Annotated in this window: 17 protein-coding genes; 10 read left to right on the top strand and 7 right to left on the bottom strand. The window is 42.6% G+C overall.

Annotation, left to right across the window (positions count from 1 at the left end):
• Positions 1-6 precede the first annotated feature (6 nt).
• Positions 7-450, bottom strand: a complete 444-nt coding sequence (locus FD723_RS25760; protein ID WP_179067903.1) for a VOC family protein — start codon at positions 448-450, stop codon at positions 7-9.
• 78 nt (positions 451-528) lie between these two features.
• Positions 529-1041 (bottom strand): TIGR02652 family protein, encoded by a 513-nt coding sequence (locus tag FD723_RS25765; protein WP_179067904.1) that lies wholly within the window; start codon positions 1039-1041, stop codon positions 529-531.
• Between the two features lie 239 nt (positions 1042-1280).
• Between FD723_RS25765 and FD723_RS25770 the strand changes: the two genes are divergently transcribed.
• The 3 genes from FD723_RS25770 to FD723_RS25780 all read left to right on the top strand — a co-directional run bounded on the left by FD723_RS25770 (position 1281) and on the right by FD723_RS25780 (position 3654).
• Positions 1281-1808, top strand: coding sequence for a gamma carbonic anhydrase family protein (locus tag FD723_RS25770; protein WP_179067905.1), 528 nt, complete (start codon positions 1281-1283; stop codon positions 1806-1808).
• Positions 1809-2060: 252 nt separating this feature from the next.
• Positions 2061-2186 carry a photosystem II protein Y gene (locus FD723_RS25775; protein ID WP_179067906.1) on the top strand — a complete coding sequence of 42 codons (126 nt, stop codon included), beginning with the start codon at positions 2061-2063 and terminating at the stop codon, positions 2184-2186.
• A 145-nt stretch (positions 2187-2331) separates the two neighbouring features.
• Positions 2332-3654, top strand: coding sequence for a folylpolyglutamate synthase/dihydrofolate synthase family protein (locus FD723_RS25780; RefSeq protein WP_179067907.1), 1323 nt, complete (start codon positions 2332-2334; stop codon positions 3652-3654).
• A gap of 86 nt (positions 3655-3740) precedes the next feature.
• Here the strand turns inward: FD723_RS25780 and FD723_RS25785 are convergent, their stop codons facing one another.
• Positions 3741-5039: a sugar ABC transporter substrate-binding protein gene (locus FD723_RS25785; RefSeq protein ID WP_179067908.1), complete on the bottom strand. Its 1299-nt coding sequence runs from the start codon at positions 5037-5039 to the stop codon at positions 3741-3743.
• Between the two features lie 152 nt (positions 5040-5191).
• Here FD723_RS25785 and pilM point away from each other — a divergent pair, with 152 nt between their 5' ends.
• The 4 genes from pilM (at position 5192) to FD723_RS25805 (ending at position 10280) form a co-directional block, all read left to right on the top strand.
• Complete coding sequence (pilM, locus tag FD723_RS25790) at positions 5192-6298, top strand: type IV pilus assembly protein PilM (RefSeq protein ID WP_179067909.1); 1107 nt, start codon at positions 5192-5194, stop codon at positions 6296-6298.
• 4 nt (positions 6299-6302) lie between these two features.
• On the top strand, positions 6303-7079 hold the full coding sequence (locus tag FD723_RS25795; RefSeq protein ID WP_179067910.1) for a PilN domain-containing protein: 777 nt from the start codon (positions 6303-6305) through the stop codon (positions 7077-7079).
• The gene (locus FD723_RS25800) at positions 7076-7843 is read left to right on the top strand and encodes a pilus assembly protein PilO (RefSeq protein WP_179067911.1); all 768 of its coding nucleotides are present in this window, start codon (positions 7076-7078) and stop codon (positions 7841-7843) included. Before FD723_RS25795 ends, FD723_RS25800 begins: the two co-directional genes overlap by 4 nt.
• Positions 7844-7997: 154 nt before the next feature.
• Positions 7998-10280 carry a type IV pilus secretin family protein gene (locus tag FD723_RS25805; RefSeq protein WP_179067912.1) on the top strand — a complete coding sequence of 761 codons (2283 nt, stop codon included), beginning with the start codon at positions 7998-8000 and terminating at the stop codon, positions 10278-10280.
• Positions 10281-11036: 756 nt separating this feature from the next.
• Here the strand turns inward: FD723_RS25805 and FD723_RS25810 are convergent.
• The 3 genes from FD723_RS25810 to psaC form a co-directional block, all read right to left on the bottom strand.
• On the bottom strand, positions 11037-11912 hold the full coding sequence (locus FD723_RS25810; RefSeq protein WP_179067913.1) for an MBL fold metallo-hydrolase: 876 nt from the start codon (positions 11910-11912) through the stop codon (positions 11037-11039).
• Positions 11913-12362: 450 nt separating this feature from the next.
• Positions 12363-14243, bottom strand: coding sequence for a glutamine--fructose-6-phosphate transaminase (isomerizing) (gene glmS / locus FD723_RS25815; protein WP_179067914.1), 1881 nt, complete (start codon positions 14241-14243; stop codon positions 12363-12365).
• Between the two features lie 329 nt (positions 14244-14572).
• Entirely contained in the window at positions 14573-14818 is a 246-nt protein-coding gene (gene psaC, locus FD723_RS25820; protein WP_015175986.1) for a photosystem I iron-sulfur center protein PsaC, read from the bottom strand.
• Positions 14819-15414: 596 nt separating this feature from the next.
• Here psaC and FD723_RS25825 point away from each other — a divergent pair.
• From FD723_RS25825 to FD723_RS25835, 3 genes are read left to right on the top strand one after another with little or no spacing between them, the layout of a single operon-like run.
• Positions 15415-16125 (top strand): IS630 family transposase, encoded by a 711-nt coding sequence (locus FD723_RS25825; protein WP_179067915.1) that lies wholly within the window; start codon positions 15415-15417, stop codon positions 16123-16125.
• A gap of 37 nt (positions 16126-16162) precedes the next feature.
• Positions 16163-16372: a hypothetical protein gene (locus FD723_RS25830; protein ID WP_179067916.1), complete on the top strand. Its 210-nt coding sequence runs from the start codon at positions 16163-16165 to the stop codon at positions 16370-16372.
• Between the two features lie 14 nt (positions 16373-16386).
• Positions 16387-16584 (top strand): hypothetical protein, encoded by a 198-nt coding sequence (locus FD723_RS25835; RefSeq protein WP_179067917.1) that lies wholly within the window; start codon positions 16387-16389, stop codon positions 16582-16584.
• Between the two features lie 14 nt (positions 16585-16598).
• Here the strand turns inward: FD723_RS25835 and FD723_RS25840 are convergent, their stop codons facing one another.
• The gene (locus FD723_RS25840; RefSeq protein WP_179067918.1) at positions 16599-16973 is read right to left on the bottom strand and encodes a cupin domain-containing protein; all 375 of its coding nucleotides are present in this window, start codon (positions 16971-16973) and stop codon (positions 16599-16601) included.
• Positions 16974-17010: the final 37 nt, after the last annotated feature.

The raw sequence follows: 17010 nt of genomic DNA on the forward strand, positions 1-17010 counted from the left end.
GCTAAATTATGGTAATTTAGCTAAAACCCGAATGAATTCGAGAGGTAAGCCATCGGTATCAGCGATGAAAGCTACTTCGTAAATGCGATCGCCTATTTGCTGTTGTGTCGGTTCTAAAAGTATCTTCAATGGTTGTAATTCTTGGGTTTGACTCTCAACAGCTAGCAACACACGTTCTTGTAAATTTGTCAACCAGCTAGGTAAATCTAGTGTAATGTCAGTTAAATCGAACGAGAGATGATAATACCCCACATAATGCTCGTCATTAAAGGCATCTGGGGCTGGCTTGGGTTCGGGAATTTGGATCAGTTCAATTCTGCCGCCCAATCCTTCCATCCAGCAAGCTAGGGTGTAGCCTGTGGTAAAGCGTTCTGAGATTGTAAACCCTAAATGTTCGTAGAAAGCGATCGCTCGATGAATATTCGCAGTCCGAATAGAAGCGTGGTGCATATTAGTCCTTAGTCCTTAGTCCTTAGTCATTTGTCCTTTGTTATTCACTAATGACAAATGACTAATGACAAATGACCATTACTCAAACAACCTGAAATAAGGGTAGCGCACAGGAACGCCAGGCTCTTTTTCCAAGTCAAAATTAATTACTTCCCAAGAGGGATCTTCTGAGGTATCGGGGCTAAATTCCACGGGTAAGCCGTACAAACGCGCAGCAGTCGCTTCTGGTTGTCCAGAACGCCAAGGCGTGCTGCGTTCTAAATAGCCACTCATCAATTCCTGATAGCGTCGGGCAATAATCACTCGTGTTGCTCGAAAGCCTTGGGTATAGAGCTTATCTAATGCTTCGTGAATTTCAAAGCGAATACCATCAGGATGAGTATGCTGCCTATACCATTCATTATTCCACCTCCGCCAATGACGCCCCGATTGCAAATGGATTAACTCTCCATTTTTCGGATTAGCTTCAAAGGCGCCATGACGAGGACACAAATAGGTGTCTGTTAGTGTCAGCGCCGGAATAGTCTGGCGACAATGGGGACACTGTATTTCCGGCCCAAACATCGGGTACTGCAAACCTGGATTCATCATGAAGTGCATACAAACATAATTTTGTCTTCACCAGCACTAGTGGGTTGGATTATACAATTCGGCTCAACCACTTTGGGTTACTTGCTCACTGCTGCATAGACACGGTGTTGCGGCAGGAACATTATTCACTAGTGTTTTCCTCAGCGTAGAGGTTTGACGCTGTGATATTCTGGTTATGCAGCCAGCCTCAAAGGTTGGAGTTTCTCCAGTGTTCCTGAGTACCATATTCATATTCTATCGTGTCTACCGCTTCTTACTGGACATCTCCTGATTTTTCTCAAGCTGCCTTTATTGCAGATAATGCTGTTGTTATGGGTTCGGTAAATATAGCACCAGGAGTGAGCATTTGGTATGGAGCAGTGGTTAGGGGAGATGTAGAACGGATTGAAATTGGCGAATGCACAAATATTCAAGATGGTGCAATTCTACATGGCGATCCTGGTTTTCCAACAATCTTAGAAGATTATATTACCGTAGGACATCGGGCTGTGGTACATTCTGCTTACATTGAGCGTGGAAGTTTGATTGGGATTGGCGCAGTGATTTTAGATGGGGTAAGAGTAGGCGCTGGTAGCATTATCGGTGCTGGTGCAGTAGTAACTAAAAATGTACCGCCTTTGTCCCTAGTTGTCGGTATTCCTGGTAAAGTATTACGCCAAGTAACAGAAGTTGAAGCCGCAGAACTGATTGAACACGCTAAACGTTACCAAAAGTTAGCTTTAGTTCATGCTGGTAAGGGCACTGATATTGGTTTTAGCAAGGCTTAGGGGTGGAGAGAAATCAATTAAAAATTAAAAATTAAAAATTAAAAATTACTGAAAAAGAGGTAACTAAAGTTTCCCGCAGGGTGAAAATGAAAGATCGGGGGAAATAACTAATGCCTAATGCTCAATGCCCAATGCCCCACAATTTAAACATTCTTTACATATCTAGTTGGAAAAATTGCCCACTTCAGCTAAAAATAAAAATGAGAGCAGTTGACAAAAGTTTAATTTCTACTTAAGAGAGGGGTTCTAGATATGGATATCGATTTCCGTATAGCGATCGTTTTAGCACCAGTTGCAATTGCCGCTGGTTGGGCAGTGTTTAATATTGGCGCTGCCGCTTTAAGACAAATTCAAGGCTTTTTGGATAAGGAAGCCTAAATTCATTAATAGGGCATGGGGCATGGGGCATTGGCATTGGGTTTAATATTCTCTGTCATCCCCTTGTCCGCCTCACTCCCCTAAGGCTACTTATCCCGTTTATATTCAATTTTGAATTTTGAATTGATTTCTCCCCAGTCCCTTCTTGAATATCGATTCTGTAATACAACCCCTGCAACGCTTTGGTGTCCATCTCGGACTCGATCGCATTGTCAATCTATTAGCAAATCTTGGCAATCCTCATCATCAAGTCCCAGTAATTCACGTTGCTGGTACTAATGGCAAAGGTTCAGTCTGTGCCTATCTTTCCTCAGTTCTTACTGACGCTGGTTATCGTACAGGACGCTACACTTCACCCCATTTAGTTGATTGGACGGAACGTATTTGTCTGAATGAACAGCCAATTTCTTCTGAGGAATTGAGTCAATTATTAGAAAAAGTCCAAGGGTTGATTCGCCCTGACGAAGAATCGCCAACTCAGTTTGAAGTAATTACGGCGGCTGCTTGGTTATATTTTGCCCAGCAGCAAGTTGATGTCGCTGTGGTAGAAGTTGGACTAGGAGGGCGCTTAGATGCGACAAATGTCTGTTTGGAACCCCTGGTTACAATCATCACTTCCATTAGCCGGGAACACTGGCAGCAACTTGGCCCTACCATTGCTGACATTGCGAGAGAAAAAGCAGGTATTCTCAAACCTGGATGTCCTGTTGTGGTTGGGCCATTGCCACCAGAGGCAGACAAGGTGGTGCGATCGCGTGCTGTAGAATTACAATGTCCGCTTTTTGCGCCTCAACCCGCCCATGAAATCGCTACAGGATGGGCAGAGTATAGATATGAAGCAGAGGGACAGAGGAGCAGAGGGGCAGAGGGAGAAATTAAAGAATCAGCCCATCACTCTATTAAATATCCTTTGCCATTAGCGGGGCAAATTCAGTTAACTAATTCAGCTTTGGCTTTAGCTGCGTTAGAAATTCTCCAGCAACAAGGTTGGCAAATTTCTGAAGAAGCCATAATTAACGGCATGGCAAAAACTAAATGGCCAGGGCGGATGCAATGGACTACTTGGAAAAACCATAAATTATTAATTGATGGCGCTCATAATACCGCCGCCGCCCAAGTTCTCCGCCAGTATATTGATAGCTTAGACGCAGTTACTCATCAGCCTATCAATTGGATTATGGGAATGTTTGCCGATAAGGATCATACTGATATTTTTACCGCTTTACTGCGACCAGGCGATCGCCTTTTTTTAGTACCAATACCAGTAGAGCCTTTCCCCGGTAGAACTTCCGCCGATTTAGACTACTTATCAAACCTAGCTTACAACCTCTGTCCCGAATTAAGCGATCGCCAAATCCATCCAGATTTACTCACAGCCCTAGAAGCCGCTACCACAGACGGTTTAATCGTTTTGTGTGGTTCCCTTTATTTAGTAGGCGATTTTTTACAAATGGGGAATAGGGAGTAAGAATTTTAGATTTTAGATTTTAGATTTTGGATTTTAGATTGAAATTTAATCCAAAATCCAAAATTGGAATTGCCCAATCTCCTAATTTACCTCTGATTCCACTCTTGCGCCGCATCTTCTACAGCTTTATCTACAGTCTTTTCACCTAACATTGCTGCTTGCAAGTTCTCGTAAATTGCCTTTTGCAGTTTGTTGAAATCCTTTAAAGTAGGGGTTAATATTTCTGCATTTTGTAGTTCTTTAGCAGTGAGAACTCGCGCTTTTTCGATGATTGAAGCATTAGCTGGAACATCTTTAAAGTAACTATCAGACAATGCTTTGATTGTAGAAGGTAGGACATTTGCAGCTTTCGCAAAAGCTAACTGATTTTCGTCATTGGTGACAAATAAAGCAAACTTCACAGCGTCATCTGGTTGTTTAGTATCGCGGGGAATAACTATGTTCATTACCGCAACATTTTTCTTGCCTGTGTCACCAGTGAGTTGAGGTGCTACTCCGGTAGCTTGAGCAATCTTTGGGGCATTATTTGCGATCGTTTTGAGAAATTCTGGCCCAGAAGCTAGAAGCACAGTCTCACCAGATTGGTATAAATCGATCGCGTGGCGATGTCCTTGGGTTAAAGCCTCTTTGGGAAGTAACCCTTTTTTATACAAATCTACCCAATACTGAAATGCGGCTTTCCCTTGTGCCGAATTAAACGCCGCTTTCCCATCAGCATCTATGAGGTTAACTCCCATTTGCACGAAAGATTCCAGCACTTCACCGGAATCTTGCGGTACGAAAGTCACAAAAAAGGCATATTTCCCTGTCTTATCTTTAATTTGTTGAGCTGCTTGTGCTAATTCTCCGTATGTTGCAGGTACTTTATTGATACCTGCCTGTTTTAATAAATCAGTGTTATAAATGGTTAACCGTGTGGTGAGATACCAGGGAATCCCAAAACTCTTGCCATTCAGCACACTTGCTTTCCAGATATTCGGCAGATAGGAGGAACGTACATCATTTGGGACTTTCGCATCTAAATCTAACCAGGCATTTCGTCCGGCAAGTTGGGAAGCAAAACCCGGATTGAGGTTAACTACATCAGGTGGCGTTTTTGCGGAGACAGCTGTTAATATTTTGTTCTCCATTGCTGCCCAAGGTATATCAACCCAGTTAACCTTTATACCTGGATTTTGCGATTCAAAATTTGCAATTAGGCTTTTGAAGTAGTCGGTAAATTGAGGTTGGAGTTGCATTGTCCAAAACTCAACAGTTGCCACTCCTGAAGTAGCTTGTTTTGTACTTTTACTAACATTGCCTGTGCTGCAACTTACAATCCAAGTGGTTACTAAGCCAAGCAGTACTAAAGCAACAAGTTGTTTAAATTTTCGCAATTGAATCATTTTCCCAGTATTTTTACGCTTGATCAGTGTGAAAAGCTTAGACAGAATTGTTGAGATTATAGGCTAAATAAATTACCTGTAGAGACGTAATATATAACGTCCCTATCACAATAAATTTAAATTTTCAATTTAGTAGTCCAGCGGGCACAACTGTGGTAAAAAGTTTCACTAGTCTGTTTGGCAAATCGAAAAAAGGGGTCGGCATTGAACTTGCTCCCGAACGGGTAAATGTAGTTCAGCTACGCAAGCACGGTCAAGGCTTGAAACTAGAAACTTTTACATCGGTAGCAGTTCCAGAAGGCATCGTTACCGATGGTCAAATCACCGACCCCGCAGCAATGGCGCAGTTAATCCAGCAGGCGCTAGCTGAAAGCAAAATCAAAACTTCTCGCGTTGCTACTGGTGTCCCAGGACGAGATTCTATCGTTCGAATTATACCAGTGCCAGCAGAGTTAGATGATAAAGAACTGCGAGAAATGGTGCTGAACCATGAAGCAGGTTTGTATTTACCCTATCCTCGTGAAGAGGCTGATGTAGATTATCAGAAACTTGGGTACTTTCAAGATGAAGATGGCATTGAAAAAGTACACGTCCTCCTAGTTGCCACCCGCAAGGAGATAACGGATACCTATATAAGTACATTCGAGCAGGCAGGATTACAGATCGATGTTTTAGAAATTAACAGTTTTGCTCTAATTCGGACTATTCGCGATCAACTGCGACAATTTGGGCCGCAAGAAGCAGCAGTACTCGTTGATATCGAGTTCGATAGTACAGAAATCGCCATCATCGTTAACGGAGTGCCGCAATTTTCACGCACAGTCCCAATTGGGACTTATCAAATGCAAACGGCCTTAGCAAGGGCAATGAGCTTACCCACATCACGAGATATGGAACTGTTACACGGAATGGTCATTCCCCAAACTTCCCTAGACGGCGGTAAAACTGGCGTTACTGAAATCGATCCTGGCATGGCTGCCATATTGAGAGTCTTGGGAGAACTAACGGATGAACTGCGCCGTTCCATCGATTTTTACCTCAATCAAAGTGAAAATTTGGAAGTAGCGCAGATTTTATTAGCTGGGCCGGGAGGTGGACTGCAACAGCTAGATGAATTTTTTACTCAACGATTGAGCTTGCCAACTACCCAAATAGATCCAATCGGGGCTTTGTCTTTGGATGTTGACACTGAGAAATATCCACAGGTACAACGCTCTGGTTTAGCGATCGTACTCGGTCTAGGAATGCGGGAGGTGTAACAAAATGTACAGCCTAGATGTTAATTTTCTTAAAGACCGCCCAGCATACCAGAAAAAGCCTGAGGGAAAGGGAGGAATAGCCTTCAAGTTTCCTACGGGGGATTTGACACTAGTGTATGTGGGAGTTGCAGTAGGTATAGGTCTTCCAGCTTTATTGGGAGTTAGTTGGTGGTTATTGCAAGGGAAGATTGTGGAATTGGAGGGGACAGTTGCACAACTAGATCAGGAAAGCAAGAGGTTAGATACAGAAATCGGAAATCTTAACAAAATTAAAGCCGAAACGAAGTCAGTTAAAGAGGAGACTCAAGCTTTAGTCACTGTATTTGACCAGATTCGTCCTTGGTCGGCAATGCTGCAAGATTTGCGCGATCGCATCCCCGCACCAGTACAAATTAAGAGCATTAAGCAAATGCCACCCATTGCGGTAGTGGCAGGTCAGCCACCAAATAATCCCGCTGGGGGATTAGAAATTACCGGATTGGCTCGTTCTTTTAATGATGTCAATGATTTCTTATTGAGTTTACAACAGTCTCAGTTTTTGAAGCCCACAGAAACCAGAATTATCACCGCAGGATTAGTAGATGCCCCTTTACCTCCAAGTGTGGGTAAACCTGCTAATGGTGTAATAATTACGCCACCACAAGTAGTTGAATACACTATTCAGTCCAGCATGAACGATGTTCCAGCTTCCGAATTAATTCGGGAGTTGGAGAAAAAAGGCACAGTGGGGTTAGTGACTCGAATTCGTAGTATCCAACAAACAGGAGTCATTCTAAAATGACGCTGAGTGATGATTTAAATTTTGGCGAACAAGGTGGGGAATTCGAGCAGGCAACGCCAGCATCCCCCGTGGTCTTTGGTATTGCTTTTACACCAAAAATTATTGGGATTTTGGTGGGGGTAATTGGTTTAGGGATAGCAGGTTATATATTGGTAAACTTGCTGATGCCAGCTTGGGAAAACTATCAGCAGCAGCAAGCCAAAACCTCAGAACTACAAGGGCAAATTGAGCAAAAAAAAGCCAATATCAAACAGATTGATAAACTTAAAGACGAACTAGCGCAGGCAAAGCAGCAAAAAGTTCAGGTTTTAGGTTTATTTGCTAACGAAAAAAGCTTAGATACATTGTTGTTGGATTTGAACCGCTTAATTGAGTCTGGCAATACTCCAACCTCTATTAGTACGGTAAGAGCCAAACTGAATAAATTCACGCCAGTTTCCCAAAAACCAGAACCCGTTGCCGATGGAAGTCTAGGACTACAGGTTGACAACAAGCTAAAACGCAGCAGTATCAATGCCCAAATTACAGGAACTTATGAACAAACACAATCGATAATTCGTAACATTGAGCGGTTACAGCCTTTGTTAATAGTTAAAGATTATCAATCAACTTTGGCTCCAGCCGAAGCAAGATCTCCATCAGATAAAAGTCGGGTACGGGTTGGCCCAGCAGCGATTAATACATCATTCCAGCTACAGGTATTGATGCCACTTAGTCCAGAAGAAATAGCAGCGGCAGCGGCTAAAGCTGCCCCGAAAAAGTAGTTAGGAATGAGAAGTTAGGAATGAGAAGTTAGGAATTATGAATTACGAATTATCATTCCTAACTATTCACTCCTAACTCATAACTATTCACTCCTAACTCCCAACTTCTCATAATTGTTTGTAAACAAGGTTTTTATCAGGTGAGGAATGAACTGTGAAACAGCTTCACGGTAATAGTTTTATTTTAGGTACTGCCGCTTTTGTCTTTTTGGCAAGTCAACCAGTTTGGGCACAAATTAGTCAAGTGACTGATGTCCAATTAAATCCAGTTGATGGTGGAATTAGCGTTGCTTTGAAAACTTCTTCAGGGTCGCGCCCCCAAGTTTTCACTACGAAAAGAGGCAAAGCTTTAGTCGCAGATGTTATCAATACTCAATTACGATTACCACAAGGTAATAGCTTTCGTCAAGATACCCCAGCACCAGGAATTGCGTCTGTCGAGGTTAGTCAGCTTGATGCCAATAGCATTCGGGTAACGGTAACTGGTAGCAACAACACACCTAACAGTCAACCAGTGGTGCGATCGCCAAATGGAATTACACTCAGCTTTAGCCCATCGGCAGGCAATATAGCATCAGCACCTACGCCAACAGCACCAACATCTACAGCACCGCCTCTTACTACTCCAGCCCAACCTGGTCAAAACTCAGGTGTTCTCGTTCCCAACCCCCAAGTCACCATTGACGGACAACCTGCACAAGCTGCCGGTCCAGGTCAACCTCTGAGTCAGGCTCCACCTTTCTTACCCAGAGCCGTCGCCCCACCAGTGGGAGATATTGCTATTTCTGCTATCGATGCTTCTCCTAGCACTATTGACTTGGGAAGTCAGGAACGCGTTCCTCGTTTAGTGCTGCGAGATGCGCCGGTGCGTGAGGTTTTGTCATTGCTTGCCCGTGCTGCTAATTTGAACTTGGCTTATATCGGAGGCGATCAAGCTGCTGGAGGTCAAGGTGGTGCAGCAGCACCAGCAATCTCTCAAACAATCTCCCTAGATATCGAAAATGAGCCAGTGCAAGATGTGTTTAACTACGTCTTGCGTCTGAGTGGTTTAGAGGCTAATCGCAGTAATCGCACAATTTTTGTTGGGCCTAAACTACCCAATTCTACACGAGACATGGTTATGCGTAACCTGCGACTCAATCAGGTAACAGTCGATGTTGCCCTAAACTTTTTGGTCGGCTTGGGAGCAGAAAGTGCTGTCAGCCGAGAACGACAAGTTACCAGTGTTAGTGCTGTGGCTGTTGGGAATGCAGCTGCTCCCATCACCCAAACTCAAACGACCACGGAAACCAAAATTGAACGTCTAACCCTTGAGGACTCTAAATACACAACGCCTTTACTCCGAGGTCTACAGGCATTAGGAGACCAGCGTACTAATTCTTTGACCTTGATTGGTCCTCCCCGACTAGTTGAGATGGCGATGACTCAACTAACTCAGCTTGATATCCGTCGTCGTCAAGTGGTAGTTAACGTCAAGATTATCGATGTTAATCTCAATAACACCCAAGACTACAACACTAGCTTTTCTTTTGGGCTTGGCAACAACTATTTTACCAATGATGGAGGTGCGGCATCTCTGAATTTTGGTGGTTCCAGACCAGCTACTAGTTCTGAAGTAGCAAATAGTGTGACTGAGACACCTAATATTACCAATCCCCTTAGTACCGGAAATATTTTTGTTAGCCCAACAGCTACTGCTGGCGCAAGCTCTAATCCACTACAACCAGGTATCACAGCAATTACACCAGCAACAGCGACGACCCCTCCAACAATCACATACGGCTTGCCAAGTCTGTACCAATTCCCTAAACGGCTTCTCAGTAGTTTGCAAGCTCAAGTGACAAATGGTAATGCCAAAATTTTGACTGATCCAACCCTAATTGTACAAGAAGGTCAGCAAGCACTTGTCAATTTGACCCAGGAAGTGGTAGGAAACATAACCATCCAAACGACGGATACTTCTGGTGGTTCTAGGACAGAAAGAAAAATTGATAAACAAAAGGTTGGCTTAACCTTGAGTGTGAAAATTGATCGGATTGACGATAATGGGTTCGTTTCTCTATCGGTTGCTCCTACTGTTAGCGCTCCTTCAGCCTCACAAGATATAGGAAATGGAAGTATTATTTTAGTGTCTGAGCGTTCCCTTACTTCTGGCTTAATTCGCTTACGAGATGGTCAAACGCTCATTCTTTCCGGCATCATTCAAGACCAAGACCGATCAACTATCTCCAAGATTCCTATTTTGGGCGATCTTCCCCTGATTGGTGCGCTGTTTAGAAAGACAAATAGATCCAACCAGCGCAATGAAGTGGTTGTATTACTCACACCTCAAATCATGGACGACTCTCAGAACTCCTCCTACGGCTATAACTACAACCCCAGTCCAGAGGTACGGCAAATCCTTGAACGTCGAGGTTTGAAGCTTCCTAGTAGGTAAGAAAAGTAATGGTTTGGTGAGTCATCTCTCAATACGGTTCGACTAAAGGGGAAAGGTTTTGAATACATCCTTTGCCCTTTTCGTTTTTCCCCCGTCTTGTATTACGTCATGGTTTACTGCGAGGTAACAAACATCTGTTGCACCAACTTAAAACAAAAACTGCTTTGCGCTATTGTTTGGTGACACCTTTTTTGCTTCTGTTTGAAATTTTGACAAATAGAGAACTTGACATTGCACCAGTGCATTCTATTCTCTGTTTTATGACCATACCCACTACCAACCGTTTTATTTTCAAGGCAGGTCATACAAAGGCTAAGGAATAAGAATTAAATAATATACAATTTATGTCCCTGGTTTACCTCACACTCAATCCCTCTCCTCATACCTTATAAAGGCTACCGTGTACACACAAATCGGAGTTACTTTGAGCCTTTGGAAAGGCTACAGTGTATACACAAGTTATCGAATCACAACTAGTCTGTCGAATTATCCCACCCTAACCCTCCCCTTATAAAGGCTACGGTGTACACACAAATATTAAAATTCCCCCTAGTACTTGGTTTCGTCATCTAGCAATAGGATTGTGCGATCGCTCCGAAAGCTTAGGGATAGACGACGAAACCAAGTGTGAGGTGTAATTTCAAGACTTGTGTGTACACCATAGCCTTTGGAGAGACTTTGAATTTTCCCGCTTTTCGCGTCGGGAAGGGGGTTAGTTTTTTTTAGATGACGTGAAAAGTTAGTTATTTTTTAATGTCAATCCAAAGATTCCATTAACTCAATACACTTGTGCATCTGCTGGCGAACCGTTTCCCGATCGGCATGAAACCTTCGTCCATGACCTGGTAGCACCCATTCAAAAGAGTAATTAGCTAAGTTACGCATTGATTTAGTCTGTTCTGACCAAGAATACCAGCAGAAACCGTGGAATGCAGCCAGTTGGTGCAAGCTTTCTGACCAAGCGAGATGGTCGCCAGTGAACAGAAACTTATTTTTATAGAGTAGGACTGTTTGTCCTTTGGTGTGACCGGGGACTGGGATAATTAATAAATCTGGAGTCAAGGCAAATGGTTCAGAACCAGTTAGCTGTATTTCTACATTGCGAGTATCCGCAGTAATATCATCAGTGTGGAGGATGCGATCGCACTGAAAATGCTCGGCAAACTTTTGATGATCTGCCACATCATCCTTATGAGTTAGGTACATATAACGAATTGGCCCCAGTTCTTCTAAACGCTTCACTAAAGGCGGCGTAAACCGGGGAGAATCCACCAAAATGTTACCTTCTGGAAGTTGAATTAAATAGCTAGCAGCACCGTAAGATTTTTCAGAATGATAGCCACAGTGGTAAACATTTTCTGCTACTAATATCGGAAACTTCTCTTGAGCAACTTTGATATCTTTTGGTTTCTCAACTGTGCCAATAGAACTAGTAGGACAAGCTAAAAGTGCTTCAAGTGCTGCTAATCTTTCCGCCTCATTGGTTGGTTGATGATAAACCACCGACTGTTCATCAACACGAGAAAAAACTTCAGGAGTCATCCAGCGACAGGTATCACAATCAATACAGGTAGTATCTACATAAAAATCGCCGTTGACATTTTGGGGACGACGCTGATTTAAATGAGCCATATTAATCCTTTTGCTTTCAGCTGCTTACTGGGAAGCGATAAACTCTATATCACTACGCTAGCAAAAGTAACTTGAGACTGGAGACGCCACTAGAAGTAAATCTAGATTTGTTTTGATAATCTGACACATCAATCAAACCATTAAATGTTTTTTGAAGGTAAGCCTTAATTTGACGTAGATGGATTTCACTCATAATATTGATAGATTTAATTAACTTTGATGTTATGGGATCAAATTATTACAAACTTTATGTAGTATAAATATACATTAATACATTAGAGTTTCTGCTATCGCATTTGGATAATTTAACTCTTACGGTAAAAACGCATACTAAATGTAAGTTTTTATACGCATGTTTCTTGCGATAATTACTCATAAAAAATAGCTTCTGCAAGTAATATAACTTGTTCAGAAACTATTTTCATTAAAAACAACTAGTATAGATATATACTATTCCACAGTGACACTTTTAGCCAAATTACGAGGCTGATCGACATCTAAACCGCGACGGGCAGCAATATGATAAGCCAATAATTGCAGGGGAACTACTGTCAGAATCGGAGAAAGTAATTCTTCTACATGAGAGACGGGAAGAAGATCGTTAAAGATTTCCGCAGCTTCGCCATCGTTGACGGGAGTCACGCCAATTAACCGAGAATCTCTGGCTTTAGCTTCCTGGGCATTAGAAATAACTTTTTCGTACACACTACCAGGAATTGCGATCGCCACCACTGGCACTTTCGCATCTAATAAAGCGATCGGGCCGTGTTTCATTTCTCCAGCAGGATACCCTTCGGCGTGAATATAGCTGATTTCTTTTAATTTCAACGCCCCTTCCAAAGCAATCGGGAAGTTAATTCCTCTTCCTATAAAAATGAAATCTTGGGTTTCGGCGAATTCGTGGGCTAACTGTTCAGTTAAACGTTCCTGACTTTCCAAAGTTGCTTCAATTTCTTTGGGAATCTGCCGCAACCCATTAATAATTTGATCTAATGTATCTTTTGAAACTGTCTGACGACGAGCTGCTAAATCCAATGCCAAAGCATAAAACGCCATCAGTTGTGCAGTAAAAGTTTTTGTCGCCGCTACCCCAATTTCAATTCCCGCTAAGGTACTAATGACATGCGGCACTAGATGACCAAGGCTGCTTTCGGGGCGATTGGTAATGCCCAGTAGTCGCGCTTGATATTTAGGTTCTTTCCCTTGGCGACGTTCTTTTTCCATCGTCAAAGCTGCTAGGGTATCGGCGGTTTCACCTGATTGGGTAACGCCAACAATCAAGGTGTTAGCTGTCACAGGTGATGGTGCATAGCGATACTCAGAAGCGTAATGTACTTGAGTTGAAATTCCTGCTAGTTGTTCTAGTAAATATTTTCCGATTAATGCTGCGTGCCAACTAGTACCACAGGCGAGGATCTGAATTTGTTCTAAATCGTTGTATAAATCTCCAGGTAAACCAAGGTTGATTGGCGATTCGCTAGATTCGCCTGGATTAAAGTATGCTTCTAAACTAGCTCTTACTACCCCTGGTTGCTCATGGATTTCTTTGAGCATGAAGTGTTTGAATCCCTGCTTTTCAACCATTGCTGGATTGAAGTTGAGCAGTCGGGGTTGTTTTTTCAACCTGTCGCCAGCAAAATTGTAAATCTCAACGCCCAAAGGTGTGAGGCGGGCAATTTCGCCATTTTCCAGAGGTAGCACTGCACGGGTGTAGGCAACGATCGCAGGCGTGTCAGAGGCACAAAAGAATTCCCCTTGCCCAAAACCAATTACCAAAGGTGCTTGCTGGCGGACAACAATCAATTCATCGGGATAGTCAGCAGAAATAACTGCGATCGCAAATGCCCCACGTAAGTGGTTAACAGCTTGACGAATTGCCTCTAGGAAGGGAGATGAGGAAGATGAGGGAGGAAGATTCTTTAAAAATTCGGCTATTAAATGGGGAATTACTTCTGTATCGGTTTCAGAACGAAATTCGTGTCCTTTGGCTTTGAGTTCCTCGCGTAACTCGCGGTAGTTTTCAATAATGCCATTTTGCACTACCGCCACTCGCTTTGCCGTATCCAAATGGGGATGGGCGTTGTACTCTTCTGGTTTACCATGAGTTGCCCAGCGTGTATGACCAATACCAATTTGGGCAGGGGTTTCTATTTGTTCGAGTTTAGAACGCAGGTTATGGAGTTTGCCCTTTGCCCGCACACAATTTACCTCTCCTTCCCAAATAGTGGCGATTCCAGCGGAATCATAGCCCCTGTACTCTAGTTTTTCCAGCCCAGCCAGTAAAATGTCTGTCGCCGCTTGAGTGCCTATATATCCAACAATTCCGCACATTGTTCACACCACTTTTTTTCAGGATGATTAAATCCAGTATAGTGTTTAGCACAAATTCGGCGTTTTGCAAAGAAAAAAGGGAGTAATTTACTCCCTCTACCACTAGGTATTGTTATTGATTTTAGGGTTTTACAACGGATTAACCGTTAGCTTTTGACCTGACGGTAAAAATGCGGCTTCTAGGGTTTAGATACCCAGAGATTATATCCCCAATCTAAAATTACGATTTCATGAAGAGTGCTGAGTTCCGAGTGAAGAATCAAAAAATTGTATTTGTGATTTACTTCTTTTTATCTCAGCACTCAGCACTCCGATCAGCACTCAGCTTTTTAGTAAGCTAGACCCATACTGCGAGTTGTTTCAGCGCCCAGGTAAACCCGGATGCTCAAAAAGTCGGTGGGACAAGCGGTTTCGCAACGCTTACAGCCCACGCAGTCTTCTGTACGGGGTGAAGAGGCAATTTGAGCAGCTTTACAGCCATCCCAAGGAACCATCTCAAGTACATCAGTAGGGCAAGCGCGGACGCATTGGGTGCAGCCAATGCAGGTATCGTAGATTTTTACGGAATGAGACATTGAATAAACGGCTCCTTTCGAGTGTTCTTCTCTGCGAAAGAATCATAATCAACGCATAGTCTACCGCAGTGGTTGATAGGCCGTAATCAAAAGGCTACATAACTTCAAACAATGTAATAAGCACCCAAGATATTTGTTTTTACGAGATTGTCCCTATTGACTTATTAATTAGCAACATCATAAGAACGTATTTACACTATTGCTCTACCAGAATATGGTAAAAACGTAAAGATATATGAAATAAAAGTCAATCTATTTAGGTTGGTTACGCAAAGCCTCCACCCAATCTACAATTTTTTTGCTAGCTTCCCTCTCTTTATAAAGACTACGGTGTACACACAAGTCCTAAAAACCTTGTTTGATAGTACTTTTCTCGTTCCCAGTCTCAGACTGGGAATGCATTCATTGAGTCTCGGACTCAATGTCTGACTGGAGGCAGAGCCTCTAAATCAGGCATTCCCATGCAGAGCTTATGTTCGAGAGCAACAAGAAAACAATGGAAAATCAAGCTTTTTTTGACTTGTGTGTACACCGTAGCTTTATAATACGAAGTTGCGATAGATAGTATTATTTACGGGAAGTAAAATCAGTGTGCAATGATGTCTCGGACTCGGATTGAGATCACTCCTCACGTGGATTATGCAGAGTTAACCCAACGCTACCGTCGTTGTCGAGATGTTAAAGAACGCACCCGATGGCTGGTAATTCGGCTATTGAGCCGACCTAGTAATCCGATGAAAGTTGAGCAAGTAGCTCTGATTACAGGCTTAAGTGCTGATTGGGTACGTAAAATTGCTCGACGTTACAATGCTAATGAACCAGAGGGTATTGTAGACGGGCATAAAAAAAGCCCAGGAGGAAAACATAAAGCCTTAAAAACAGAACAACTTCAAGAACTTTTTGAAAAATTAAAGCTACCTCCAGAAGATGGTGGTTTGTGGAGTGAACCAAAAGTTGGGGAATTGATTGAACAACAGTTTGGCATCCATATACATCGGGCAACCGAATGGCACTATCTCAAACGCTTAGGTTTTAGTTTACAAGCGCCGAGACCTTTACATGAGCGCAGCGCTACCTCAGAGCAAAGGGCGTTTTTTAAAGCTCAACTGAAGTTTTTCGTCCAATTAATGCGTTGGTTATGCCCTCATAAGCATGTAGAAGTTTGGGCACAGGACGAGGCGCGTTTAGGGCTTAAACCAGTGGTGCGTCGAACCTGGGCGCTCATTGGTCAACGTCCAACTGCTCATCATTATCCGCGCTACAAGTGCTTAATATACCTACGGTTTTGTTCATCCTCAAACTGGTAATAGCTGTTTGTTCATTTTACCTAGGGTGAATACAACTGTGATGCAAATTGCACTTGAGGCATTTGCGGCTCAAGTTAATCCTCAAGGTGACAAGCTAATTATTTTACTTGTAGACCAAGCCGGTTGGCACACAACTCGTCATCTGGCTGTCCCAAAAGACATCATTATGTACTCTATTCCCCCATACACACCTCAACTTAATCCAACCGAGTGTATCTACGGTAGAACCAAAAAAGTCTGGTTTTAAGGAGTAATAAAACAATGGTGCAAGCAGCAGTATCAACAGAACTCACACTAGAAGCGGTAATTAATCTGTTCTTAGAAAAATCGGGAGAGCCAACTGATGAATGGCAACATCAGGCATTAGAGCAATACAAAAAAGGTGATGCCTTGGCAGTTAAAAAAATTAGCGTTACAAATATTTTTGACTTCCAATCTGTGAAAGTCACGAATTATTGAGAATTTATTGGGAGTTATAAGCAATAATCGATCTCTTGAATCACATCAAAATTACAAGCAATAATTGATTTTACTGGCTCAGTTGCACTCAAATTAATGACTTGATGCAATACATTACCTGGAATATATATAAAATCTCCGGTGTTAACAATAACGGATTTTTTTAAATCCTGCCCATATTTAACTTCCACTGAGCCACTAAGATTATAAATCATTGCTTCCGAGCCATCTGGATGAAAGTGCGGGGGAACATGCTCTCCAGGTTGAATAGTAGCTATAAACATAGAAATTTGGCTTTTTATTCCCGGGGTTTTTGACAATTGCTTAAAGAAAAATCCTGGGTTGTCTTCATTTGTTTCTGCGCTTCTTAATATGAAAATTTCTTCCATTTTCTTCTGATATATATATTAAAGAGAGATTAAATTA

Origin of the sequence: Nostoc sp. C052, assembly GCF_013393905.1 — a bacterium.
Lineage (GTDB): Bacteria > Cyanobacteriota > Cyanobacteriia > Cyanobacteriales > Nostocaceae > Nostoc.